Here is a 23,354-nt window from a genome sequence, read left to right on the forward strand (position 1 = left end):
GCCATCACTGAACGTCACTTTCACGGTTTGTGCATCCGCGTCCACGCCACCCAAGGTCACGCTAACAGAGTCCGCTTCACCCGCGTTGGTGATCTCGTCGCTTGTCGCCACGGTCACGCTGAAGTTGCTGTCGGTGTCCGCACTCGTGTCTAAATCTAACGTATCCGTTTTAGTTGACCTGTTGCCCGCATCATCAGTTGCTACGGCGCTGACGGTAATCGTGCCGTCGGTCAGATCACTTAGATCCACATCCGCCACACTCCAGACGCCGTCAGTTTGTGTCGCATCCACAACCACGTTGTTGGTGCCATCGCTGAACGTTACTTTCACCGTCTCGGTGTCCGCATCTACGCCACTCAAGGTCACACTCACCGTGCCCGCTTCGTCTGCGTTGGTCACTTCATCAGTGCCCTTAACTGTCACGGCGAAGTTGTCATCAGAGTCGGCACTTGTATCTAAATCTAGGGTATCGGTCGTAGTAGAGGTATTACCCGCATCGTCGGTAACGGTGGCAGTTACTGTCACATTGCCGTCGTTCAAAGTAGAAAGGTCGGCGTCCGCAACAGACCAAGTACCATCATCGTTTTGGGTCGCTTCAACGACCACATCTTCAGTGCTGTCATCGCCATCACTGAAAGTGACGGTCACTGTTTCTGCATCGCTGTCGACACCATCTAAAGTGACGCTTACAGATCCCGCTTCAGCAGCACCAACAATCGTATCGGAATTAGCGACGCTAACAGACAATGCCGTGTTATCAGAGTCGGCACTGGTGTCTAAATCTAGGGTATCGGTCGTAGTAGACGTATTGCCCGCATCATCGGTAACGGTGGCGGTTACTGTCACATTGCCGTCGATCAAAGTAGAAAGATCCGCGTCTGCAACAGACCAAGTACCATCATCGTTTTGGGTCGCTTCAACGACTACATCTTCAGTGCTGTCATCGCCATCACTGAAAGTGACGGTCACGGTTTCTGCATCGCTGTCGACACCATCTAAAGTGACGCTTACAGATCCCGCTTCAGCAGCACCAACAATCGTATCGGAATTAGCGACGCTAACAGACAATGCCGTGTTATCAGAGTCGGCACTAGTGTCTAAATCTAGGGTATCGGTCGTAGTAGACGTATTGCCCGCATCGTCGGTAACGGTGGCAGTTACTGTCACATTGCCGTCGTTCAAAGTAGAAAGGTCGGCGTCCGCAACAGACCAAGTACCATCATCGTTTTGGGTCGCTTCAACGACCACATCTTCAGTGCTGTCATCGCCATCACTGAAAGTGACGGTCACGGTTTCTGCATCGCTGTCGACACCATCTAAAGTGACGCTTACAGATCCCGCTTCAGCAGCACCAACAATCGTATCGGAATTAGCGACGCTAACAGACAATGCCGTGTCATCAGAGTCGGCACTGGTGTCTAAATCGAGATTGGTTACTGCTGCAGCTGTATTCCCAGTGCTATCCGTAACCGTTGCCGTTACAACAATTGAACCATCTTTTAATGCACTAATATCAGTCTCTGGAACTACCCAATTTCCAGCGCTGTTTTTAACGGCATTCGCAGTGACGGATGTAGTTCCGTCACTGAAAGCAACAGAAACTTGTGTCGCATCAGCATCAACACCACCTAAATTAACAGCAACGCCGCCAGATCCTATTTTGTTTACTGTTTGATTAAGAGAAATACTTAAATTACTGTCAGTGTCTGCAGAGATATCTTGATCTCTCGTTGAAACTGAGCTGGTTTCTTCTCTTGATAAAAAAGAAGAAAATCTATTATTAGTGTCATAGCCAAAACTTGGTAGCGCTACACTGTGGTCTGTATCAAAACCATAACTAGGAAGTGCACCTTCTTGGTTTCGGTCAACATTCACATCAACACGCTGTTGCTCGCCAATTGCATTAGCATCATCACCCGCGGCTGGAGCATCTTGAATTAAGGTAGGATCGGCACCGTCAGCGATGGCTTGTTGTAATGCCTCTACATCGGTGACTGAGTCTTCGGCTAGATCGCCAACGTCTGCAGGCGTATACACTTCGTCATCAAGGCTGACAACTGAATCGCCACCAATGACCACATTAGAGCCATCAACAAATTGAATCGTTACACTGCCAGCAGAACCAGTCACCACCGTTTCGCCATAAAACACAGAGTCGCCTAGCTTGACTACGCGCTCGTTGCCGTCAATTGATTTAACTAAGACGGATCCTGAGATCTGTATGATAGTTCCGATTGGTGAACCAAGAGTTGCAAAAGATGTTTGACTGTCGCTCATTGTAAGATTCCCTAAATAAGACGTATAAAATTTCTATTACCAACATACTAAGCAAGAAACAAGAAGGCCGCTACTGTACTTCGGTACAGTAGCGGCCTTTTGAAACAAATTAGTGACAAACAACAACAGTTCGTTACATCAGATAAAAAAGAATAAAAGCAAAACACCAAAAATTATTCGATACCAACCAAATGCCACAAAGGTAAATTTCTGAAGGAAAGCCATAAACAGCTTCATCACAATGTAAGCGCTAACAAAGGCGACCACAAAACCAACCAATAAGACCACCAGATTCTCACCACTAAACGACTTATAGTGATTAATCAAATCAAGACCCGATGCGGCAACCATGACAGGCAAAGCCAATAGAAACGAAAACTCTGCACTCGCTTTACGGCTCAATCCGACAAACAACGCCCCAACAATAGTCGACCCCGCTCGGCTGGTTCCTGGAATCAAAGCAAAAACTTGCGCCACACCGATTAAAAAGGCTTGTTTATAGGTAACATCATCTAAGTTTTCTACCAATGGCACTTTGTTTTTAATTACTCTTTCTGTAATTAGAAACACCACCCCACCAACAATAAACATAACAGCAACAACGGGAACAGAAAAAATCGCCTTAATCTGATGATGAAACAGAAGCCCTACGATGCCAACAGGAATAAATGACAACGCTATTTTTAACCACAGACGAGTATGCTTAAAAGTGAACCTTTCTTTATAGTTAGCAACAACAGCTAAGATAGCCGCCAACTGAATAATCACTTCATACGCCTTATTCCCATCTGTTTGTTCTAACCCTAGCCACTGACTAGCAACAATTAAATGACCTGTTGAAGAAATAGGAAGAAACTCAGTAACACCTTCAATAATCCCTAAAATCAAACTCTGTACAACATCCATAATCGGCCACTTACTACTAAAAAATGATAGAAAAACACTACGAATAAATAATTAACCGCAGAACTATAAATAAAAACTCATAAAAGAAAAATGAAAAAATGACAGCCTTGCATAAAAACACCACCCTCTTCCTTTTAATAGCTTATCAAACCATCTGTATTAGCGACCAAAAGAAAGCAGCCTCCTTAGTTGTCATAACCAGACTAAAACTTTATAATTTCGCCACTTTTTAACTTTCGCTGTAAAACACGGCGTGGCGCAACGCAACACACCCTGATTGTGTCGCTTAAAGTACCTTCCTATCGCATGCGCGCCGATGGCAGCATGCAAACGTCATAGCCTTATGACGATACATACCCAACCATGCTTTATTAAATGTAAAACGCTCCGTTTGAAACTAGGGTCAGCCCTAAAAGCAAAGCCTAGAAAAACAAAGCATGGCACGTAAAAATAGCGATATAAAAGGTAAAAAATGATCGAATCAATAAAACGAGACTGGTTCTCAAACATAAAAGGCGACACCCTGTCAGGCACGGTTGTCGCGCTTGCCCTTATCCCTGAAGCCATAGCTTTCTCTATTATTGCTGGCGTTGACCCTAAAGTAGGCCTTTACGCCTCTTTCTGTATTGCTGTCGTCATCTCTATTTTTGGCGGACGCCCTGCGATGATCTCTGCAGCCACCGGCGCCATGGCATTGGTAATGATGGATCTGATTAAAGATCACGGCCTGCAATACATGCTGGCAGCCACTATTTTGGCCGGACTGTTTCAAATTGTGTCAGGGTATTTAAAACTCGGCAACTTGATGCGCTTTGTCTCAAAGTCTGTTGTTACTGGCTTTGTTAACGCCTTAGCGATTTTGATTTTCATGGCGCAACTACCAGAACTGACCAATGTCACCTGGGTTGTTTACGCCATGACAGCGGCGGGATTAGGCATTATTTATCTCTTTCCATACGTACCAGTACTGGGTAAAAACCTACCATCTCCACTGGTCTGCATTGTTGTTTTGACCATTTTCTCAATGATGAACGGCCTTAACATTCACACCGTCAGCGACATGGGGGCATTACCCGATTCCTTACCTGTCTTCTTGCTTCCTGACATCCCATTAAACCTAGATACATTCTTGATCATCTTACCTTACTCCCTAAGCTTAGCGGTTGTCGGTCTGCTTGAGTCAATGATGACCGCCACGATTGTCGACGAATTAACCGACACCACCAGCGATAAAAACCGTGAGTGTAAAGGCCAAGGTGTGGCAAACATTTTCACTGGCTTCATTGGCGGCATGGCCGGTTGCGGTATGATTGGCCAAACTGTTATCAACGTAAAATCCGGTGGCCGTGGTCGACTATCCACGTTTATTGCCGGCTTCTTTCTGCTGATCATGGTGGTTTTCTTAGGCAAATGGATTGGTCAAATTCCTATGGCAGCTCTAGTTGCCGTAATGATCATGGTATCCATCGGAACTTTCTCTTGGGATTCTATCATCAACCTAAAGAAACATCCGCTTTCGACCAACATCGTCATGGTAGTCACGGTTGCCGTGGTGGTTGCCACTGACAACTTATCTATTGGCGTCTTGGTTGGCGTACTACTCGCATCACTTTTCTTTGCTAATAAAGTAGGCCGATTTATGTCTATTTCCAGCAGCAAAAACGAAGACGATGCTCATCGAACTTACAAAGTTGTTGGCCAGGTATTCTTTGCCTCTTCTGATCAATTCAATAAAGCGTTCGATTTTAAAGAAGCCCTCGACAAAGTGACTATCGATTTATCCGCTGCGCACTTCTGGGACATTACCGCTGTCTCTGCACTCGACACAGTAGTGATCAAATTTCGTCGTGAAGGCGCGCAAGTTGATGTCGTAGGAATGAACGAAGCCAGCGCCACTGTCGTGGATAAATTCGGCGTTCATGATAAACCTGAAGAAGCTGATAAATTATTAAGTGGCCATTAAGGCAAACAGGAGAATAATAATGACAAACGTAATTGCGTGTATCGATGACTCCTCTTTATCTGAGTACGTGACAGACGCTTCCGTATGGGCATCCATTAAAATGGAAGTCCCTCTGACGCTCTTGCACTCACTTGAAAAGGCCGCGGTAACAACCAATAAAAATGACTTATCCGGCTCTATTGGTTTTGGCAGCAGAGAACATCTACTTGGTGAGCTTACAGAGCTCGATGAGAAACGCGCTAAACTTTCTCTTGAACACGGTAAAGCCATACTAAATGATGCTCAAAAACACGCTGAAGCCGCCGGTGCGAAAAACATCTCTCTTCTGCAGCGTCACGGTGATCTTATTGAAACACTGACGGACCTTGAAGACAGCACTCGAGCGGTTATTCTAGGCCGCTGTGGCAATAACAATGATATGAATGCCAACACCATGGGTTCACATATTGAACGCGCGGCCAGAGCACTTCACAATCCAATATTGATTACCGTTGGCGAATTCAAAGCACCAACCAACTTTATGATCGCTTACGATGGCCGCGAAACATCCGACAACGCCATTGCCCGCATTATAAAAAGTCCATTACTAAAAGGCTTAACCTGCCACCTAGTCATGGCAGGGGAAGATACAAAAGCAAGACGAGCAAAATTTGAAAACGCTAAAGCACTCTTAGAACAAGAAGGCTTTAAAGTAACAGACGCCCTAATTGCGGGTGATATTTATCCTGTTTTAACCCAATACCGCCAAGAGAATCACATCGAACTCATGGTTATGGGTGCTTATGCTCACTCAAAAGTAAAACAATTCTTTGTAGGAAGTAACACCTCTAAAATGATTGTTGAAAGTACGATCCCACTGTTAATTCTTCGTTAAATCGAATTATAAAACACAAAAAAAGGGCTTCCATCGGAAGCCCTTTTTACAAGTTATGTTTCTAATCTCAGAGGTTAATCCGAACGAGTCGCTTTAATATGAAAAGCGCCAACTTCTGCTTCTGTCACCTCAACCCGTGTTCCAGCTTCAATCAACTCTTCGCTGATCAAAGACCAATTCACACCGGAATAATGATAGTTAGGAGAAAGCTCTGGTGACACAGACTCTTTTAAAACAAACTCATGGCCAACCAAATCCCCTTGCGCTTTCTTAGGATTCACATTCGACTGCATGCGTTTTAAAGGCCCCCACAACACACCCGCAAAAATAAGCGTTAAGATACCAGTACTAAACATCGAGCCCAAACCGCTATCCGGCAAAATACCAACATAGAGCAAAGCCCCCGTCACCATCGCAGCCAAGCCGACAAAAAACAGCACAAAAGTAGAGAAGCCTAATACAGCCACTTCAATGACCAATAGGATCAAACCAATAACGAATAAGCTTTCGGCCAGATTATTGGTAAAGAAATCCATATTTAGCTCCCTTTCGTCATTTTCTGGATAATCGTCATCGCTTGCGCAACAACCGCAGAAGCATCTGTAGCACCATCTGGTAACAAGACAACCGAAGACTCTTTCGCAATGGCACGTTTCGCTTCAATGGCTTTCGTTGCTAGATCCAACTGAATGGCTTTTTGCCCTTCTTCAGTCGATGCCGCTTCACCCACTTGACGCAACGCCTCAGCCTGAGCAGATGCAACCGCGACAATCGCTTTGGCCTCACCTTCCGCACGCAACACTTGCTCTTGTTTATCCGCTTCTGCAGCAAGAACTACCGCCGCGCGATGGCCTTCTGCACGGTTAATCGCCGCTTGACGATCCCCTTCAGACTCCAAAATTTGCGCACGCTTCACACGTTCTGCTTTCATTTGTGCTTCCATCGCTTCCATTACAGATTGCGGTGGCACAATGTCTTTGATCTCATAACGCAACACCTGAATACCCCAAGGGCCAGCAGCATCATTAATCGCTAAAACAATATTGGTATTTAGAATGTCACGCTCTTCAAACGTTTTATCCAATTCCATTTTACCTAGTTCAGAACGCATCGTCGTTTGCGCCAACTGAGTCACCGCAAATACGTAGTTATCTACGCCATAAGTCGCTTTATAAGCATCAAGCACACGGAAATACAAAATACCGTCCACATGCAAAGAAATATTGTCTTTCGTAATTGCGCTTTGCTCAGGAACATCCACTGCCTGCTCTTTTAACGAGCGATCCGCAGAAATCCGGTCAATGAAGGGAATAATGAAATTTAAACCCGCTTCTTTAGTGGACTGATATTTACCAAAACGCTCAATCACATACGCCTGATTTTGAGGCACAAACTTAATTGCGTTTTTAAGCAAGACAACCGCTAATACAAGTATCAGCACCTGAAAGTTCAACACATAGTGAAGTAAATCTTCCATAGTCATAGACCCTTTATTAATCCAAAAAAACTGTCACTGCACGCCAACAAACATGGCGCACAGAAAAGACAATAATACATTCACTCGGACAGTAGGCGCTTTCCAGCATCAAAAGTCACCACTAACCTATTAAGAGGACAACTCAGCAAAACGTCGCGCACTTTCGACAAACGCGTTAATACCCTCTACTGGCGTTCTAAAAGAAGTCACTAAACGCACTACTCTTTCTTCCCAACGATCACCATGAAAAGCAAAGCCATCTGCCAACAAATGCTCTGCCATGCCTTCAGGCAAAGTACAAAACAACATATTGGCCTGCGCTGGCGTATTAATAACAACCCCTGGCACCGCTTTCAAACCATCCTGCAATAGAGCCATCATCGCATTGGCATGGGTCGCATTTTTACGCCATAAATCATCGGTTAGATAAGCAATCATCTGCGATGACAGTAAGCGCATTTTAGAATGCAAATGACCACCACGCTTACGGCGAAAGCCTAATTCTTTCGACAAGCTTTTATTGAAAACAACGATCGCTTCCGACGCCATAGTGCCGTTTTTTGTCGCGCCGAAAGAGACGATATCAATGCCCGCTTTCCAGGTCATTTCAGCCGGCGTGCAGCCCAATGCCACTAATGCATTGCTAAAGCGCGCGCCATCCATATGCACAGGAATCGCCGCGGCTTTCGCCACATTCGTAATTTCACGGATTTCTTCCAAAGAATACACACTGCCCACTTCTGTGACTTGCGAAATACTCACAGCAGAAGGTTGGCAAGAATGCACATCGCCCACTTTTTGATTAACGACTTTCTTCAGCAAGACAGGGTCTATCTTAGCATCAACACCCTCGATACCCACAAAGCGAGCGCCACCGGTATAAAACTCAGGCGCACTGCTTTCGTCGTTCAATAAATGGCTTTCGGTATGACACAAAACACTGCCCCAAGGCGGCGTCATCGCACTCACACTCAACACATTGGCCGCGGTACCTGTCGACACCAAAAACACATCCAGTTCACATTCAAACAGCTCAGACAACATGGCCGTCACTTGTGCCGTCGACTCGTCATTACCATACGGCATGGCATCGCCTTTGGATGCTTCCATCATAGCGTGTAAAACAGACTCAGAAGCCCCGGCAATATTGTCACTGGTTAACGCGATCTTCATCGAACCACTCCTCAATTAATTCGTTTAATATCAACAAACAATACCATGCCTGCTAACTAAAACGAATAAAGTGGTCTAAACAGATACGTCATTCTTAACGCTTCGCCCTTAACACCACAGTGGCTTGTAGGCGTCGCTGTCCAAAACGCGACATTTTTTCGAATACATCCCGTGCGATCGGTAAATACTGGCAATCGAGCGGACTTTGGGTGTCGTCATTCTCTTCGAAGTCTGGGTCATGAACCAAAATACAATGTTCGTCATAACCTGACATCACCACCCAATGGGGGGCTTTTTTACCGTCCATCCGAAAGGTGCTGATCAAAATCAATGCCAATGCGCCCGAATCAAACGCTTCGATCAACTGCTCTAACGGCATAACGTGATAATTCACGGCGATATTCGCCGCCACGCATTGCTTAGCAAAACCTTGATGCACTCGGGTAATCACGTCTTTTTTCAGTTCATCACGCACACTATCCACAAATAAAGGCCCTTCTTCACTGAGCCATAACTGCGCCGATAACCCACGCTTTTGCGCCGCCAATGCCAACCCCATCGGATGACAACCACCATGCCCTGAAGTCATAAATATGGTCGTCGCTTCGCGCCAAATTTCCAGCTCATCGTCTGGCGTCGCTTGGTACTCTTTCTGTAGCGCAGACAACACCATTTGCAACGACGCAGGACCGCAAGTAAATGGCGTTCCTTGTGCTAGCCAAGGCACTGGATGTGACGATTGTTCAACACCATGATGACGCAAGGTTTTTTGCATCCGAATGGCGTCCGTTTGATCCTCATAATAGGCGTCGTAATGACCGAAATCCCGATAGCCCATTTTATGATACAGCGCGATCGCCGCGAGATTCACATCGCTCACTTCTAAACGCAACAACGCCTTACCCCGTTTAATGGCTTTTTTCTCACCCGCTTCGATCAAGGCTTTACCCACCCCTAAACCGCGCGCGGCAGGCGACACGGCTAGCGAGTACAAACGCGCCAATCGAGTACCCTGACGTAAATGTAACAAAGCGTAGCCCATCAGGCCTTGTTCACCTACCGCCACCAGCAAAGCAGAGCCTGTGCTCGTAATCGCACGACGAAAACTACGACGACTCAAACGGTCACCGCTGAAAGCCGCGGCTTCTAATGCTAATAGTGCCGTAACATCGCTCGACAGAGCCGAACGAACCTCGAATGATAAAGAAGAGTGTGGAGCGGTATGGCTGTTCATGTTATCGCCTCAGAAAAGGGCAAAAGGTCTGATAAGTCGAACTATTAAGGTGCTGAAAAGCACAGCAATAGACGACGATAATTTTCGCGCATTCTAGGGCGAATCCTAGTTAAAAGATAGTACAAATAGTCACCAAAAAAACATTTTATATTTTCGATTTAGAGTATTGTTAAAACATAAAAACAAGCGCACTATTCGCAAAAATTCAGCGTGTTAAAAACACGTATTTACGGCTCTTCAAAGAAGGAAAAGCAAAGCCAATGTCACAGACGTACATTGTTGTTGATCAGGCCAAAGATTGGTCCGCGTTTTTACCCAGTGATCGTGTGATCACCTTTACTCAATACCTAAACTTGGCCACCAAAAGCCAAGGACGCACGCGCATTATCAACCTTTGTAAAAGCAGCAAATATTTGTCTGACGGATATTATTGCTCTCTGTTGGCAGAAAGCCGTGGCCACCACGTTATGCCATCGGTACGTGTACTGAACGACCTAAGCAAAAAAGACCTGTATGAGCTAGAAATTTCTCACTGGTTGCCTTTGCTTGCCAAAAAACTGGCGACGCCAGACGCCCCAATGGAGCTAAAGTTTCACTGCGTGTTTGGTAAAACCATTCTGCCAGAAATGAAGGAATTCGCTCGCAAGCTATTCGAAAGCTTTCCAAGCCCTGTACTTGAAGTGACCTTGAAATACCGCAAAGAATGGCAAGTGACCGCGCTGCAAGCCACCTCTCAACGCCAGCTAAATGACGAAGAAGAAACGTTATTCGCAGAGTCTCTAGAAGCCTTCAGTAACAAGGTATGGAGCAAGGGTCGCATCCAGCGCGCGGCGAAATTCGACATGGCCATTTTGGTTAACCCAGAAGAAGCCATGCCGCCTAGCGACGAACAAGCGATTAAGAAGTTTATCCAAGCCGGCAAACAGCTTGGCATTCACGTGGACACCATCGGCCCAAAAGACATCTTGCGCCTGCCAGAATACGACGGCTTATTTATTCGTGAAACCACCAACATAGACCACCACACCTACCGCTTCGCGAAAAAAGCCGAAGGCTTAGGCTTGGTCGTGATGGACGACCCACAATCCATCATGCGCTGTACCAATAAGGTGTACTTAGCGGACTTGTTCAACACGCATAAAGTACCTTGTCCAAAAACACGCATCGTACACAAGGGTGAAAAAAGCGTCGAAGACGCCTTAGAAGCGGCAATCAGCTACCCAATGGTAGTGAAGATCCCCGATGGTGCGTTTTCCAAAGGCGTGATCAAAGCAGAAAACCGCGCAGCATTGACTGAAAGCCTAAACACCTTGTTCAAAAAATCGTCCTTGCTGTTGGTTCAAGAGTATTTGTACACCGAATTCGACTGGCGCATAGGTATCTTAAACAACAAACCTATCTTTGCTTGTCGCTACTACATGGTGAAAAACCACTGGCAGATCTACCAACACAGTGACAGCGCCAGCGAAAGTGGTGGCTTCGACACATTGCCAACATTTGAAGTGCCGCGCCGTGTGCTGCAAGCCGCCATCGCCGCCACCAAACCCATTGGCGATGGCTTATATGGTGTAGACGTAAAAGAGATCAACGGCCGTGGTTACGTTATTGAAGTCAACGACAACCCGAGCATCGACCGTGGTGTAGAAGACAAATACCTAGGTGACGAACTCTATATGCACATCATGTCTGAGTTTTTGCGTCGCATGCAGCTAAAACGCAGCGACACACCGAACTAAGCAGCCATTAAATCCCCTCCCTTCTTTTCAAGAGAAGGGTTAGGGTGAGGCGAATAATCACTTCTCTTCTTGCTTTGATAAACACACTGTTTGCACATTTATAAGGCACACACCAGAGAAATAGTATTTAATACATTAGCCATTCCAATAAGAGAGTCACGCCTTTGCTAGACCTAAATCATCTCTACAGTGCTTTAAACTACACCCTCTTTTCTGTCTCAGGCCAAGCCGTCACTGTCGGCGGTTTACTATTGATTCCTACTCTCGCCTTTATTGGTTTTTGGGTTACCAAATATCTCGTTCGCCTACTCACGTCTAAACTGACGAACCGACACACAGACCCAAACATCATCCACATGCTCCAGCGCTTGCTGTATGTCATCGCGATTTGCATCATCACCATTACCACGTTAGAAATCATCAACATCCCAGTCACGGCCTTCGCCTTTTTGTCCGGTGCTATCGCCATTGGTGTGGGGTTTGGCGCACAGAACATCATCAATAACTTCATCAGTGGCTGGATTTTGATGTGGGAAAAGCCCATCCGCATCGGTGACTTTTTAGAAGTAGAAAACGCCAAAGGCGTAGTGGAAGAAATTAACACACGCTCGACTCGATTCCGACGTGTAGACGGCGTACACATGCTGATTCCAAACAGCAAGCTCCTAGAAAACACCATAGTGAACTGGACACTCGTCGACAAATTAATGAGAACCTCAGTGAGAATCGGCGTTGCCTACGGTTCACCAGCAAAGAAAGTCGCCGAACTCATGCGACAAGCCGCCGAAGAACAAGAAAGCGTGCTCACCGACCCCAAAGTACAAGTCATCTTTGAAGACTTTGGCGACAACGCCCTCATCTTTGACGTGAACTTCTGGATACAATCCAACGTGGAAGGCGGATTACGCGTCGCGAAAAGCAACATACGCTTTCGACTCGACGAACTCTTCGCTGAAAACAACATCGTCATCGCTTACCCACAAAGAGACATTCATATAGACGGCAGCTTAAAGCTCGTTAGAGGTAACGTATAGTCGTGTTTAAAAAGGTGGGGGTAACTCAAACAAAAAACAGGAAAAACCTTCTATTTATAGCTTTTATAAATGTCTATCTTGGGTATTGTATCAAACATTAATTCGCCATCATACTTAATCAATTTTAACCATAAATAGTATAGGCCTACTATATTAAGCCTAAATCGATTTTCAGGGTTTTGGTTTAAACCAAACTTTTTTTGCTTTTTCTTTGTAAAGCTTAATGAAACAAGCCGATAATACTCTCTAAGGTAATATGATAAGTCATTATCAGTATCATCGTTACTTTCGTAGTGTTGTATCCTTTTCATTCCATGAGAGGCAAAATACGGAGCAGGCTTCTAGGCAGGTCGGTTCATTTAGAAAGTGAAAGTTCAACTCAGATGTTTTAAAAATAAATGCTGGTCTACCAATGCTGCATACAGTGAATGCGAAACATCGTAGACAGCGGGTACGGTCTTCTTCCTTTTGCAGCTTTTGGATAGAAGACTTCTATCGCCGCTTCAAGCTGCTTCCACGACATCAGTACATCCATTCAAGTCCAGAAAATCTCTTTACGTGTTTTACTACGTTTGTTGTTGAATTCGCTGTCGGCAAAAGTGAGTTGATGTAACATGGTCAGGCTTGAAGATTAAAGGTGAATTGTCTCATGAGGTGGACTTGCTCACATCTTCCCTAACGCTCGCCGTTTATTGCGGCGTTGAGGCTGTAGAATTTCTCCCTGAAATGACATTTCATGTTCTTTTTAACTTTTCACTGATTGTTTATTTTTTAACCTTGAAGCCACATATTCGCTGTGATCTAATAGATATTATTTTGCTAGAGATAATATCTCATGGCCAATTACAAACCTGATTTATCCTGCCAAAATAAGTTTATTTCAGTCAATTTTTCAGAACAAATTCAGCTCGGCACTTTTGAATATGCACTTTATTATATCGTCGAAAACAAGCTTGATTTGTCTGGGTCTTATGCATGGTATGACAAGACAGGCGCTGTGACCTATCCGCCGTCAGGGATGTTGAAGATTATATTACTCGGTTATGCTCATGGCTTAATTAGTAGCAGACGTATTGCAAGGCTTACGAAACAAGTATTCACTTTATGAGTGTGTCGGGTTATGTACAGCCACAATACACGTCTATTAGTTACGCTGGAGGTCTAGTTAAACTTTATGCAGGAGTTACTTTGAAAAATGATTGGATCAATACTCGTCTCATTGCAGTCACTATGCTAGGTGTATCGTTACGAAGTGTAACTAAAATAAACAATTTACTGTGTTACTTTTTGGGTCTAATTTCATTTTTTGCTTCGTATTACATACCATCAGTGGCTGTCACTATTGGCTCTTTAGCGGCTTTAATTACTTTTATTTTTCATAACAAGGTTATTAGAGTAAGTGTACTTGTAAGTCTTGGTGATTAAAGACCAAAAACTATACGCTTGATCTTAAAGAGTAAATAACTTATATGATAAACCATTTAAATTATATCAGTGACCATATTAGCATTTCGGATGAATTTGAAGATGTATTTTCGCACTGCTACTATGCCGCCAATAATACATGTAATATAGTTACAAAGACTTTATTACCTTCATTCCAAACCATGCTTATTTTAAATTTTGGTGAAAGCATTTTATTCGAAATAGATAAAGAAACAAGAGTAGTTGTAGACAAATTTCTTTTTTTTGGCCCTATTAAAAAGGCCTTTAAATACCACTTACCTGTTAACTCAGAAATATTAGTCATTACTTTTAAAGATGATGCATTCTATCGTTTTTTTGGCTTAACGCTGGACACTAGTTCATTAATTTCAACGACTGAAAATATTAATGATAATTGCTTCAATGTTTTATGGTGTGATCTAAAAAAACAAACAACGACAACAGAACGATTAGACTCTATTTTTGCATTCTGTAGGCCCTATTTGAAAGCACGCACGCTATTGTCAAAACTCTTATTGGAAAATACTGAAAGGACATTCGACAAAGTAAAACTAATCGCAAAACAACAAAATAAAACTGAACGTACAATACAAATGCACCACAGAAAACACTTTGGGTTCTCAGTGAAAGAAAATTCACGATATGTTCGCTTTAAAAAAGCAATAACGCTCATTCAAAATAGCATAATGATAAATGCTAAAGTTGACTGGTTTGACATCATCATTAAATGTGGATATTACGACCAAAGCCACCTTATACATGATTTTAAAAATTATTTAAATCTAACTCCAACACAATACATTCAACTACAAAATGAGATTTGCAACCCTAACAATTAGTTTTCGTTTTCTTACAATCATTCCGCATATTAACGATTTATCCTTCCTACTCTTCATTGGAAAATAGGAAGTAAAATAATGAAAAATTTAATAATTCTAGCTCATCCCATTCAAAATAGTTTAAACCATCACTTAAAAAACACGTTAATCAAACACCTTAATTTGAATGGCAATGAAGTGCGGGTTAGAGATTTATATAAAATAGATTTTAACCCTGTACTCTCTGAGGAAGATATCAAAAAACAACGTGAAGGAACGGTATCAAATAAAATAAAACAAGAGCAAGAGCATATTTTATGGGCTGATAGAATTATATTCATTTATCCAATCTGGTGGACTGGCCCTCCTGCAATATTCAAAGGGTATATTGATAGAGTGTTTAGCTATGGGTTTGCTTATTGTTATGAGCAAGGAGTTCAAAAAGGTTTATTGAACGGTAAGCAATGCTCTATTATAAATACACACGGAAAATCACATACTGAATATGAAGTTATTGGGATGAATAAAGCTTTATCTCTTACATCTGACTGTGGAATTTTTAACTATTGTGGTTTAAATGTCAAACAGCATCTATATTTTGAAAACGCTGATAAAGCAACTAAAGAAATGATTAACCTGTGGGAAGATAAAATAATAGCAACACATTGATTTATAATGTTATTTACCTTTTATCGAGTTGAAAATATGAAGTGGTGGGGCGTTAAAAAACTTACCTCACCGCTTGTTAAGAAATACCCACTGACTCCGTAGTCATGCGAAATATTTTTATAAAAATAAAGTGTATCTAACAATTTTAAACGGTGAATTTCTAGGGAAACTGCGATTAAGAAGCCGCAATAGGCTAAGCTTCTTTCATTCGATCAAAAAACACAGAATGCGACTATTTTGATGCTTTTTCACCACTAAACAAGCTTATTTAGCCTTGTTTAGTGGATTTTGAACGGATTAACCCTTTGCCGCTCGTATCATCTGGTCAATCCTGAACACATTGGCTAATGCAAACAGCATCGCCAGTTTGTTATCATTTTTCTCTAAGCCGCGATAGACGACCTTCCTAAAACCGAACTGACGCTTTATGATCCGAAACGGGTGCTCTACTTTTGCCCTGATACTGGCTTTTATGTATCCCGTTTAGATAGGTTGCTTATTGATTCTTGGATGTTTCTTGAGAAGGCGCACCTTGCTTGGTCTTTCCTTTTATAAGTAGCAGCAATCAACCAATCCGCTTTGATGTCTTTTAGCTCTTCTCGTTTTTGAGCGCCTCGATAACCTGAATCCGCTGAGATAAAGCATTCTTCACCATGAAGCAGATTTTCTGTTTCTGTGATGTCGTGTACGTTGGCCGCTGTCGTACTTAAGCTGTGTGTTAGTCCTGTTCTGGCGTCAACGCCAATGTGAGCTTTTAGCCCAAAAAACCATTGTTTCCCTTTTTGAGTCTGGTGCATCTCTGGATCGCGTGCTTTCGCTTTATTTTTAGTCGAGCTAGCCGCTTCAATAATAGTGGCGTCGACAATTGTGCCTTCTTTTAGATAAATCCCAGCGCTAGACAACCACTTATTGACCTCTTTGAACAGCTGACGGGAGAGCTTATGCTTTTCCAGTAAGTGCCTAAAATTCATGATGGTTGTGTGGTCCGGGATAGCGCTGTCCAGCGACAATCCAGCAAACAAACGCATGGACGTGATTTCATAAAGCGCGTCTTCCATAGCAGGGTCGCTCATGTTGTACCAATGCTGCATGCAGTGAATGCGAAACATCGTAGACAGCGGGTACGGTCTTCTTCCTTTTCCAGCCTTTGGATAGAAGGGCTCAATAACTGTTTCAGGCTGATTCCACGGCATCAGTACATCCATTCGAGCCAAGAAAATCTCTTTACGTGTTTTACGACGTTTGTTGTTGAATTCGCTGTCGGCAAAAGTGAGTTGATGTGACATGGCCAGGCTCGAAGGTTAAAAATGAACTGTCTCATGCACGGGACTTATTCACATCTTCCCTAACATGGGGGGTATTTTTCGACTTTATAAGCTTGTTTTCGCTCTTTATTTTACCTATTTCTTACTATTCAAGTGTTGATCTACCAACAGTCTGATAATTCATCTAGTTTTTCGCCTCTATGCTGTGATATTTTTACAGAATAATTCATTGAAAGTATCATTCCGTACATATTCACTACAAAGGATTTACTATGAAAATCAGTTCTATTTTTAAAAGTGCGATTGTCGCAAGCGCAATCGTCGGTGGCATTGCACAAGCTGATCCAGTTTACGTAGCGACAACAGCCATTGTTGAGCACCCTGCTCTGGATGCGGTTCGTGATGGTATTAAAGCGACCCTAAATGAAAATGGTTACAAGGGCGACAAACTAAAATTCACTTACGAAAGCGCTCAGGGAAAAACAGACATTGCTGCGCAGATCGCTCGTAAGATGGTTGGTGAGCAGCCAGACGTCATCGTTGCTATCGCCACACCTTCAGCACAAGCGGCCGTGACGGCCAGCGACTCCATTCCAATTGTATTTTCTGCTGTGACCGACCCAGTTGGGGCCCGATTAGTACCTAGTCTTAAAAAACCGGGTGGCAATGTCACTGGTCTATCTGACATGGCGAACATCAAAGAGCATTTCTCATTAATTAAAGAGTTTTTGCCGAATTTAAAAACAATCGGTATTCCTTATAATCCAGGTGAAGCGAATTCTGTTTCTATGTTAGTACAAGCGAAAAAAGTCGCGGCTGAAATGGGCATTAAAATCGTTGAAGCACCGGCGCCTAGAACATCCGACGTTATGATTGCCACTAAGCAATTGGTTGGTAAAGTCGATGCGATTTATACGCCTATCGATAACACCATTATCAGTGCTGTAGAATCCGTTGTGAAAGTCGGTATCGACGCACAAATTCCAGTATTTGCTGGTGATACAGATACGGTTGCCCGTGGTGCTGTTGCTGCAGTTGGCTACGATTACTTTGACCTTGGACGCCAAACAGGTGAAATCGTTGTGCGCATTCTTAAGGGTGAAAAAGCCGGTGACATTGATGTGAAAATGGCAAAAGGGACCAACTTGTTTGTAAACCCAAAAATGGCCAAACTCATGGGTGTGAGTGTTCCTAAAGCTGTGCTCGCGCGAGCGACTAAGATAATCGAATAATAAGGATATACTTTGTCACTTTATGCTTTTTTAGGAACGCTAGAGATAGGTTTCATTTATGGCTTGGTTGCCATGGGAGTCTATCTTACCTTCCGAATATTAGATTTTCCTGACTTAACAGTAGACGGCAGCTTCACCCTTGGTGCTGCGGTTACCGCTACCTTGATCGTGCTTGGTTACAACCCTTACTTAGCGACGTTGCTCGGTACGTTAGCCGCCGCCTGTGCGGGGATTGTCACCGCTTGGCTGAACTTGCGATTTAATATATTGCATCTGTTAGCCAGTATTTTAACCATGACCGCCCTTTACACCATCAACCTTCGGGTGATGGGCAAGCCCAATGTTGCCCTGATTATGGAACCGACTATGTTGACGCCTTTTGAGGCGCTCGGCATTCCGGCGATGTATATGAAGGTCATATTTGTGGCCTTTTGTGCCGTCATTGGTGGGTTGTTGGTTGCTTGGTTCTTAAACACACAATACGGTCTTGCGATGCGTGCGGTCGGCTCTAACAAACGCATGGCGCAAGCGAACGGCATTGTGGTGAATGAGAAAGTCTACGTAGGTTTAGCATTGTCTAATGGTCTAGTCGGCTTGGCGGGTGCCTTGTTTGCACAGACGAACGGGTTTGCTGATTCCACCATGGGTATCGGTACGATTGTCGTTGGCTTGGCTGCGGTCATTATTGGTGAATCGTTGTTCTCAACGCGTTCTATTCTCGTCATTGTGATGAGCTGCATTATCGGCTCTATCTTGTATCGAGTCGCCGTCTCTATGGCGCTCAATGCAGACTTCCTTGGTTTCCAAGCATCTGATCTTAATTTGCTTACCGCCGTCCTAGTCGCGTTAGCGCTGGTGTTTCCAAAATTACGTCGTGAATGGAAGGCCAAGAAAGCGAAGGGAGAAAGAGTATGATTCGTTGTGAAAATCTACACGTCACTTTTAACCACGGCCTACCAACTGAAAAACTCGCGCTACGCGGTGTGGATTTAACCATCCCAAGTGGTGAGTTTGTCACAGTGATCGGTTCCAATGGCGCGGGTAAATCGACCTTACTCAACACCATTGCCGGTGATATCGAATCGACAAAGGGGAAGATTTTATTTGCTGATCGAGACGTCACAAATCTTCCAGCAACTGGACGCACTAAAGACATCGCTCGGGTGTTTCAAGATCCGCTAGCTGGAACCTGTAGCAACTTAACAGTAGAAGAGAACATGGCACTCGCCTATGGTCGTGGCAAAAGAAGCAATCTCTCTTTTGCCTTAAATGACAATCTGCGAAAAATTTTCAAGGAACAGTTAAGCCGCCTTAACCTTGGCCTTGAAGACCGCCTTAGCGCTGAAATGGGCTTGTTATCAGGTGGACAAAGGCAATCTGTTAGTTTGCTGATGTCGGCGTTACAGCCTAGCAGCATTCTCTTATTGGATGAGCACACTGCGGCGCTAGACCCAAAAACAGCGGCGCTGATTATGGATATCTCATCGCAAATCATCGAAGAGAAACAGCTAACTGTGATGATGGTGACACACTCCATGCGACAAGCGCTGGATCATGGCTCTAGAACCATCATGCTCCATGAAGGGAAGATTATTTTTGATTTATCTGGCGATCAGCGCGCCGGGTATGAAGTGAAAGATCTTCTGCAATTGTTTGCTCAAGCCCGTAATGATGGCGAAGAGTTAGACGACGATAAGTTGTTGCTAGGAGAATAGAACCCGCTTCTTATTCTCTTTAAAAGAAATAAGTCACACAAGCCCCCACTTAATGATATCGATTCACTAAATGGGGGCTTTTTTTATGCTTTTTTCAAACACCAACTTGATCGTCTTTTAGAACAATAACAGCCGAGCTGTTAACAGGACAGGCACCGTTAAAACCAAGAAGAAACAATGGTTTGGCACACCTACCCTGCTGAAAGGGAAGGGATATGTTGGTATAGAAGAGATCAGAAATATGTCGGGGCACAATGGCGAAGCCGCCGCGCGTTTATGCGTCCTAGCGAACGCAGTAAGTGAGTTTACTGAGTTGTTAGCTGCTTGTACGTTCAAACGACGGCGACTGTTCTAATCTCTCTGCTAACCAAACCTTTATTATAGATTGACGGGTAACACCGACACGACCTGCTTCTTTGTCTAGAGAATCAATCATCCATTCAGGGATGTCGACGTTAATTCGCTTCTGCTTTTGCATAGGGCGCTTGGCTTTTGCTATATCTAGATGTTGAAGGATTTCTTCACCTTCTTCGAATTTACTTTCGAAATCTTTAGCTTTCATATATTGCCTCCTCTGATTTTCTAGCGCGTCGAACAGAAATAATTCGAATGCTTTTACCTCTATAGGTTATGACTACTGTCCAGTGTTTGTTATCAATCGAGGTTGTAGAATTACTCCAACAGCCAAATTCAATCAAAAAATGAGTCTCTGAGCTCAACCCTAAGCGCTTTTCAGGTACTGGGTAATGCATTTCGACCCCATAAAAAAGGCTATGTTTCTAAATAAAGAGTAATCCTACAGCCTCAACACCGCGAGCTCGTGAGCGTCCGGCGACCGAAGGGAGCAAATTTAATGGTTTTGTTAGGCTCTAATGCTCGCATTAATTTGGATTTACTATGTAAGCTATACACACCACAAAAATTCTACTGAAATGCGTTACTCGGAGTGAATTTCTTACATTGGCCAGATGTTTTTTCAGTTTTAAGCCCAGACGAAACAACCTTAAGTTTAAATATCTCAAATCGGCCAGAAGTCTTGTAAAAAAAGAGATTACCGTTTTCAGAATGATAGCCTGGACGATCTGGTTTAGTAATCTCTTCATTTGCCTTATAGCTCTTAGAAAAACGCGAGACATCTCCTTCGACCATATTTACCACATCGCCCTCAATGCTAAAGACGGCGCGAAATGGTGTTTGTGCACCGATGTGCCCATCAACTTCGATCACAGTGCTCCCCTCACACTCTACTTTTCGACTGGTAATCGACGATTCAGCGTAGGTAGAAGTCGAGATCACTAGGGCTGCAATGTAAATTAAAATTTTCATATTTTCTCCTTTTGAATTGAGTCTAACTAGGCTGTAGAATTACTCCAACAGCCAAATTCAATTAAAAAAACGAGTCTCTGAGCTCCACCCTAAGCGCTTTTAGCTTACTAGGTAGTGCATTTCGACCCCATAAAAAAGGCTATTTTTCTAAATAAAGAGTAATTCTACAGCCTCAACGCTTGGCTAAACGGCGCGCGTTAGCGCGTCCAGTGGAGGCCGTTTTTTGGCCGGAACGATGTTTGAGTCACTTGTTAGGCATTTGGAGGTAACTCATCTCTCCACGACCCACCACTAACTTTAATGAGGTTACTCTTTGTATTCTTGTGGCGAATAGTAAATAGCTGCTTTACTTCTGGGTCAGAGAGAAAACCATTTGCATACTCTTGTGTTTCGAATTCCAGAACCACAATTGTTTTTGGCTCCCAATCACCTTCCAATATTTCAGGTGTAACACCTTCCACTAAATAGCGACCAGAGTGCTTATCAAGGTATGCAGGTATTTTTTCAACGTACTCCATAAACTCGGGTAAGTTAATAATGGTGAAATCTAAAATTAAATATCCTTTCAAGAAAATATCTCCATGTTAAAGATGCCTAACGAGGCTGTAGAATTTCTCATTCTCAGCCTATTTAATTAATATAAAACCACAATATTTCACATACGCCTAGGATTCAATAGGCCATTCGATTTTCAATCATAGATTGCTGATATCGAGCCGTAAAGGAAGTGTGTACTTAGGGGTGAGCTGTGGTTAGCTAAATGGTGTGAGAGGCTTACTTTTTGCTTAATGAAGGCTGTTCCTAAGCTTTTCGATGTTATGAACGAGGCAATACATTTGCCATTGGGTGTTCACTTTTTCTTGGCCGCGTAAAGTAAATTTATTCATGCCTTTATTAACAGTAATGTTACCAAACACTGGTTCGATGGCGCCTAGCCTTTTACTGTATTGTCGCCGTCCTATTGGACTATCTATCTTAACTTTCATTTTGTCGCCATAGCTTAGTTTTTTCCGTGATTCATCGTGTTTAAATTGGACTTGCCTTCCTCTATCCTTCGGTGGTTTACGCATGCATTGCTGTTGTAGAGGGCATATCTTACAGTCTTTTAAGTAACCACAGAATCGAGTGTATTGTTGCTTGTGACTATTTACATTTATCCCACTTCGCCACATTTCATTACCTGCTGGGCAATGACACGTTTGTGTTGTTTCATCATAATGAAAATCAGTTGAGGTGAATAACCTTGGTCTGTCTTTACTCCGTTTTAAGCGTCGTTTTTCTTGCTCTGTCTCATAGGTCTCACTCTCTTTAAACAGCGGATTACGCTTTCTAAATTGATTGTCAGCAATATAACTATCGAATCCACTCTGTGCCATGAATTCCAAATTAGCTTCACTGTTAAAGCCACTGTCTGCAGTGAATTTTATTGTGTGTTCGGTTGGTTGTTTTTCTGTGGTGAGCTTATCAAGTTGTTGCTTTAGTTGGGTAACCGCTGGTTCTAAGGTTTGCTGCTCACCAACTGAACCCCATGTTTGGGCTTGCAGTATTATTTGGTTTTTGTCATCGTTAATCGCAATGCCGTTGTAGCCTTGGATCGTACCTTTACTGGTGGTCATTTTTGCACTGTCAGGATCGGTGATATTACTTTTCACAGGCTTACCTTTACTGCCTGTTTTTTCTTGATGTGTCGCTAGGTACTGCGTGATTTTTTCTGCACTTTTATCAAGTTTTTCTTTTTGCTTAAAATCATGAGTGATTTCATCTTCACCCAAACTGTCTTGTGATTGATGGCGTTCAAGTATGCGTTGACTGGCTCGGCGTAACTTGGCTTGTTTTCGCTCAAGCTCTTCAAACGTACCACTCCATTCTTTACTCGCGTTTGAACGAGTCCCTTAAAACAAGAGCAACAACCGTCGATAGCAAACATGTTTCGTCCTATCAACCCTTCTCGATCACATATCATCAATACTTGGGTAAACAGCGGTTCGATTTGGTCTTTCATATTGGTAACAAAATGCGCGATAGACGTGTAATGAGGCTGCGCATCACCAGACAAACTCATAAAAGTAATATTGGTTTCACAGTGAGCGTCGGCTAAACCCCACATAGCAGTCTCTTCCAAAAACCATAAAGTCTTTCATTTTTTAAATTGGAATAAAAGACTCATGTTTACGGCTTCTGATCAACTTAATGTGACCCTCATTTGTGG

General features: G+C 43.4%; 22 protein-coding genes and 2 pseudogenes. 10 read left to right on the top strand and 14 right to left on the bottom strand.

Annotation, left to right across the window (positions count from 1 at the left end; all coding sequences use genetic code 11):
• Together V6259_RS18730 and V6259_RS18735 are read right to left on the bottom strand one after the other, a co-directional pair.
• The coding region (locus V6259_RS18730; RefSeq protein WP_341585825.1) for a retention module-containing protein at positions 1-2,277 on the bottom strand (2,277 nt) is incomplete at its 3' end.
• A gap of 138 nt (positions 2,278-2,415) precedes the next feature.
• Positions 2,416-3,183, bottom strand: coding sequence for an undecaprenyl-diphosphate phosphatase (locus V6259_RS18735; protein WP_341585826.1), 768 nt, complete (start codon positions 3,181-3,183; stop codon positions 2,416-2,418).
• Positions 3,184-3,655: 472 nt separating this feature from the next.
• Here V6259_RS18735 and V6259_RS18740 point away from each other — a divergent pair, with 472 nt between their 5' ends.
• Together V6259_RS18740 and V6259_RS18745 are read left to right on the top strand one after the other, a co-directional pair.
• A complete protein-coding gene (locus V6259_RS18740) occupies positions 3,656-5,146 on the top strand; it encodes a SulP family inorganic anion transporter (RefSeq protein ID WP_133010604.1) in 1,491 nt (496 codons plus the stop codon).
• A gap of 19 nt (positions 5,147-5,165) precedes the next feature.
• Positions 5,166-6,020: a universal stress protein gene (locus V6259_RS18745; protein ID WP_341585827.1), complete on the top strand. Its 855-nt coding sequence runs from the start codon at positions 5,166-5,168 to the stop codon at positions 6,018-6,020.
• 74 nt (positions 6,021-6,094) lie between these two features.
• Here the strand turns inward: V6259_RS18745 and V6259_RS18750 are convergent, their stop codons facing one another.
• The 4 genes from V6259_RS18750 to V6259_RS18765 all read right to left on the bottom strand — a co-directional run bounded on the left by V6259_RS18750 (position 6,095) and on the right by V6259_RS18765 (position 9,904).
• A complete protein-coding gene (locus V6259_RS18750) occupies positions 6,095-6,556 on the bottom strand; it encodes an NfeD family protein (protein ID WP_341585828.1) in 462 nt (153 codons plus the stop codon).
• Between the two features lie 2 nt (positions 6,557-6,558).
• The gene (locus V6259_RS18755; RefSeq protein ID WP_341585829.1) at positions 6,559-7,497 is read right to left on the bottom strand and encodes an SPFH domain-containing protein; all 939 of its coding nucleotides are present in this window, start codon (positions 7,495-7,497) and stop codon (positions 6,559-6,561) included.
• A 129-nt stretch (positions 7,498-7,626) separates the two neighbouring features.
• Positions 7,627-8,670: a threonine aldolase family protein gene (locus V6259_RS18760; RefSeq protein ID WP_341585830.1), complete on the bottom strand. Its 1,044-nt coding sequence runs from the start codon at positions 8,668-8,670 to the stop codon at positions 7,627-7,629.
• 94 nt (positions 8,671-8,764) lie between these two features.
• The gene (locus tag V6259_RS18765) at positions 8,765-9,904 is read right to left on the bottom strand and encodes a GNAT family N-acetyltransferase/peptidase C39 family protein (protein WP_341585831.1); all 1,140 of its coding nucleotides are present in this window, start codon (positions 9,902-9,904) and stop codon (positions 8,765-8,767) included.
• Positions 9,905-10,164: 260 nt separating this feature from the next.
• Here V6259_RS18765 and V6259_RS18770 point away from each other — a divergent pair, with 260 nt between their 5' ends.
• Together V6259_RS18770 and V6259_RS18775 are read left to right on the top strand one after the other, a co-directional pair.
• Positions 10,165-11,640, top strand: coding sequence for a RimK family protein (locus tag V6259_RS18770; RefSeq protein WP_133010598.1), 1,476 nt, complete (start codon positions 10,165-10,167; stop codon positions 11,638-11,640).
• Between the two features lie 164 nt (positions 11,641-11,804).
• Positions 11,805-12,674 (top strand): mechanosensitive ion channel family protein, encoded by an 870-nt coding sequence (locus tag V6259_RS18775; RefSeq protein ID WP_341585832.1) that lies wholly within the window; start codon positions 11,805-11,807, stop codon positions 12,672-12,674.
• 409 nt (positions 12,675-13,083) lie between these two features.
• On the opposite strand, the pseudogene V6259_RS18780 reads toward V6259_RS18775, so the two are convergent.
• Positions 13,084-13,290 (bottom strand): annotated as a pseudogene (locus tag V6259_RS18780) (IS5/IS1182 family transposase); the annotation flags it as partial.
• A 219-nt stretch (positions 13,291-13,509) separates the two neighbouring features.
• On the opposite strand from V6259_RS18780, the gene V6259_RS18785 reads away from it, so the two are divergent.
• The 3 genes from V6259_RS18785 to V6259_RS18795 all read left to right on the top strand — a co-directional run bounded on the left by V6259_RS18785 (position 13,510) and on the right by V6259_RS18795 (position 15,607).
• Positions 13,510-13,782 (top strand): hypothetical protein, encoded by a 273-nt coding sequence (locus V6259_RS18785; RefSeq protein WP_341585833.1) that lies wholly within the window; start codon positions 13,510-13,512, stop codon positions 13,780-13,782.
• Between the two features lie 361 nt (positions 13,783-14,143).
• On the top strand, positions 14,144-14,959 hold the full coding sequence (locus tag V6259_RS18790) for a helix-turn-helix domain-containing protein (RefSeq protein ID WP_341585834.1): 816 nt from the start codon (positions 14,144-14,146) through the stop codon (positions 14,957-14,959).
• A gap of 78 nt (positions 14,960-15,037) precedes the next feature.
• A complete protein-coding gene (locus V6259_RS18795; RefSeq protein WP_341585835.1) occupies positions 15,038-15,607 on the top strand; it encodes an NAD(P)H-dependent oxidoreductase in 570 nt (189 codons plus the stop codon).
• Positions 15,608-15,904: 297 nt separating this feature from the next.
• On the opposite strand, the pseudogene V6259_RS18800 reads toward V6259_RS18795, so the two are convergent.
• Positions 15,905-16,893, bottom strand: a pseudogene (locus V6259_RS18800) (IS5 family transposase).
• 251 nt (positions 16,894-17,144) lie between these two features.
• Here V6259_RS18800 and V6259_RS18805 point away from each other — a divergent pair.
• The 3 genes from V6259_RS18805 to V6259_RS18815 are packed head-to-tail and all read left to right on the top strand — an operon-like array spanning position 17,145 to position 19,819.
• Positions 17,145-18,104 carry an ABC transporter substrate-binding protein gene (locus tag V6259_RS18805; RefSeq protein WP_133010596.1) on the top strand — a complete coding sequence of 320 codons (960 nt, stop codon included), beginning with the start codon at positions 17,145-17,147 and terminating at the stop codon, positions 18,102-18,104.
• A 12-nt stretch (positions 18,105-18,116) separates the two neighbouring features.
• Positions 18,117-19,019: an ABC transporter permease gene (locus tag V6259_RS18810; RefSeq protein ID WP_341585836.1), complete on the top strand. Its 903-nt coding sequence runs from the start codon at positions 18,117-18,119 to the stop codon at positions 19,017-19,019.
• Positions 19,016-19,819: an ABC transporter ATP-binding protein gene (locus tag V6259_RS18815; protein WP_341585837.1), complete on the top strand. Its 804-nt coding sequence runs from the start codon at positions 19,016-19,018 to the stop codon at positions 19,817-19,819. Before V6259_RS18810 ends, V6259_RS18815 begins: the two co-directional genes overlap by 4 nt.
• Positions 19,820-20,135: 316 nt before the next feature.
• Here V6259_RS18815 and brnA read toward each other — a convergent pair whose 3' ends face one another.
• The 6 genes from brnA to V6259_RS18845 all read right to left on the bottom strand — a co-directional run bounded on the left by brnA (position 20,136) and on the right by V6259_RS18845 (position 23,252).
• On the bottom strand, positions 20,136-20,381 hold the full coding sequence (brnA, locus tag V6259_RS18820; RefSeq protein ID WP_341585838.1) for a type II toxin-antitoxin system BrnA family antitoxin: 246 nt from the start codon (positions 20,379-20,381) through the stop codon (positions 20,136-20,138).
• Positions 20,371-20,571: a BrnT family toxin gene (locus V6259_RS18825; protein ID WP_341585839.1), complete on the bottom strand. Its 201-nt coding sequence runs from the start codon at positions 20,569-20,571 to the stop codon at positions 20,371-20,373. Before V6259_RS18825 ends, brnA begins: the two co-directional genes overlap by 11 nt.
• A 172-nt stretch (positions 20,572-20,743) precedes the next feature.
• Positions 20,744-21,145 (bottom strand): hypothetical protein, encoded by a 402-nt coding sequence (locus V6259_RS18830; RefSeq protein WP_341585840.1) that lies wholly within the window; start codon positions 21,143-21,145, stop codon positions 20,744-20,746.
• 251 nt (positions 21,146-21,396) lie between these two features.
• Positions 21,397-21,714 (bottom strand): DUF1330 domain-containing protein, encoded by a 318-nt coding sequence (locus V6259_RS18835; protein WP_341585841.1) that lies wholly within the window; start codon positions 21,712-21,714, stop codon positions 21,397-21,399.
• A 216-nt stretch (positions 21,715-21,930) separates the two neighbouring features.
• Positions 21,931-22,797: a transposase gene (locus tag V6259_RS18840; protein ID WP_341585842.1), complete on the bottom strand. Its 867-nt coding sequence runs from the start codon at positions 22,795-22,797 to the stop codon at positions 21,931-21,933.
• Between the two features lie 38 nt (positions 22,798-22,835).
• Positions 22,836-23,252 (bottom strand): hypothetical protein, encoded by a 417-nt coding sequence (locus tag V6259_RS18845; RefSeq protein ID WP_341585843.1) that lies wholly within the window; start codon positions 23,250-23,252, stop codon positions 22,836-22,838.
• Positions 23,253-23,354 lie beyond the last annotated feature (102 nt).

Origin of the sequence: Marinomonas sp. TI.3.20 (assembly GCF_038155025.1) — a bacterium.
Classification (GTDB): Bacteria; Pseudomonadota; Gammaproteobacteria; order Pseudomonadales; family Marinomonadaceae; genus Marinomonas; species Marinomonas flavescens.

Bases quoted from the DNA above. Each gene is read 5' to 3' on its own strand.
- V6259_RS18735 (WP_341585826.1), bottom strand. From the start codon at position 3,183: ATGGATGTTGTACAGAGTTTGATTTTAGGGATTATTGAAGGTGTTACT.
- V6259_RS18740 (WP_133010604.1), top strand. From the start codon at position 3,656: ATGATCGAATCAATAAAACGAGACTGGTTCTCAAACATAAAAGGCGAC.
- V6259_RS18745 (WP_341585827.1), top strand. From the start codon at position 5,166: ATGACAAACGTAATTGCGTGTATCGATGACTCCTCTTTATCTGAGTAC.
- V6259_RS18750 (WP_341585828.1), bottom strand. From the start codon at position 6,556: ATGGATTTCTTTACCAATAATCTGGCCGAAAGCTTATTCGTTATTGGT.
- V6259_RS18755 (WP_341585829.1), bottom strand. From the start codon at position 7,497: ATGGAAGATTTACTTCACTATGTGTTGAACTTTCAGGTGCTGATACTT.
- V6259_RS18760 (WP_341585830.1), bottom strand. From the start codon at position 8,670: ATGAAGATCGCGTTAACCAGTGACAATATTGCCGGGGCTTCTGAGTCT.
- V6259_RS18765 (WP_341585831.1), bottom strand. From the start codon at position 9,904: ATGAACAGCCATACCGCTCCACACTCTTCTTTATCATTCGAGGTTCGT.
- V6259_RS18770 (WP_133010598.1), top strand. From the start codon at position 10,165: ATGTCACAGACGTACATTGTTGTTGATCAGGCCAAAGATTGGTCCGCG.
- V6259_RS18785 (WP_341585833.1), top strand. From the start codon at position 13,510: ATGGCCAATTACAAACCTGATTTATCCTGCCAAAATAAGTTTATTTCA.
- V6259_RS18790 (WP_341585834.1), top strand. From the start codon at position 14,144: ATGATAAACCATTTAAATTATATCAGTGACCATATTAGCATTTCGGAT.
- V6259_RS18795 (WP_341585835.1), top strand. From the start codon at position 15,038: ATGAAAAATTTAATAATTCTAGCTCATCCCATTCAAAATAGTTTAAAC.
- V6259_RS18805 (WP_133010596.1), top strand. From the start codon at position 17,145: ATGAAAATCAGTTCTATTTTTAAAAGTGCGATTGTCGCAAGCGCAATC.
- V6259_RS18815 (WP_341585837.1), top strand. From the start codon at position 19,016: ATGATTCGTTGTGAAAATCTACACGTCACTTTTAACCACGGCCTACCA.
- brnA (WP_341585838.1), bottom strand. From the start codon at position 20,381: ATGAAAGCTAAAGATTTCGAAAGTAAATTCGAAGAAGGTGAAGAAATC.
- V6259_RS18825 (WP_341585839.1), bottom strand. From the start codon at position 20,571: ATGCATTACCCAGTACCTGAAAAGCGCTTAGGGTTGAGCTCAGAGACT.
- V6259_RS18830 (WP_341585840.1), bottom strand. From the start codon at position 21,145: ATGAAAATTTTAATTTACATTGCAGCCCTAGTGATCTCGACTTCTACC.
- V6259_RS18845 (WP_341585843.1), bottom strand. From the start codon at position 23,252: ATGTGGGGTTTAGCCGACGCTCACTGTGAAACCAATATTACTTTTATG.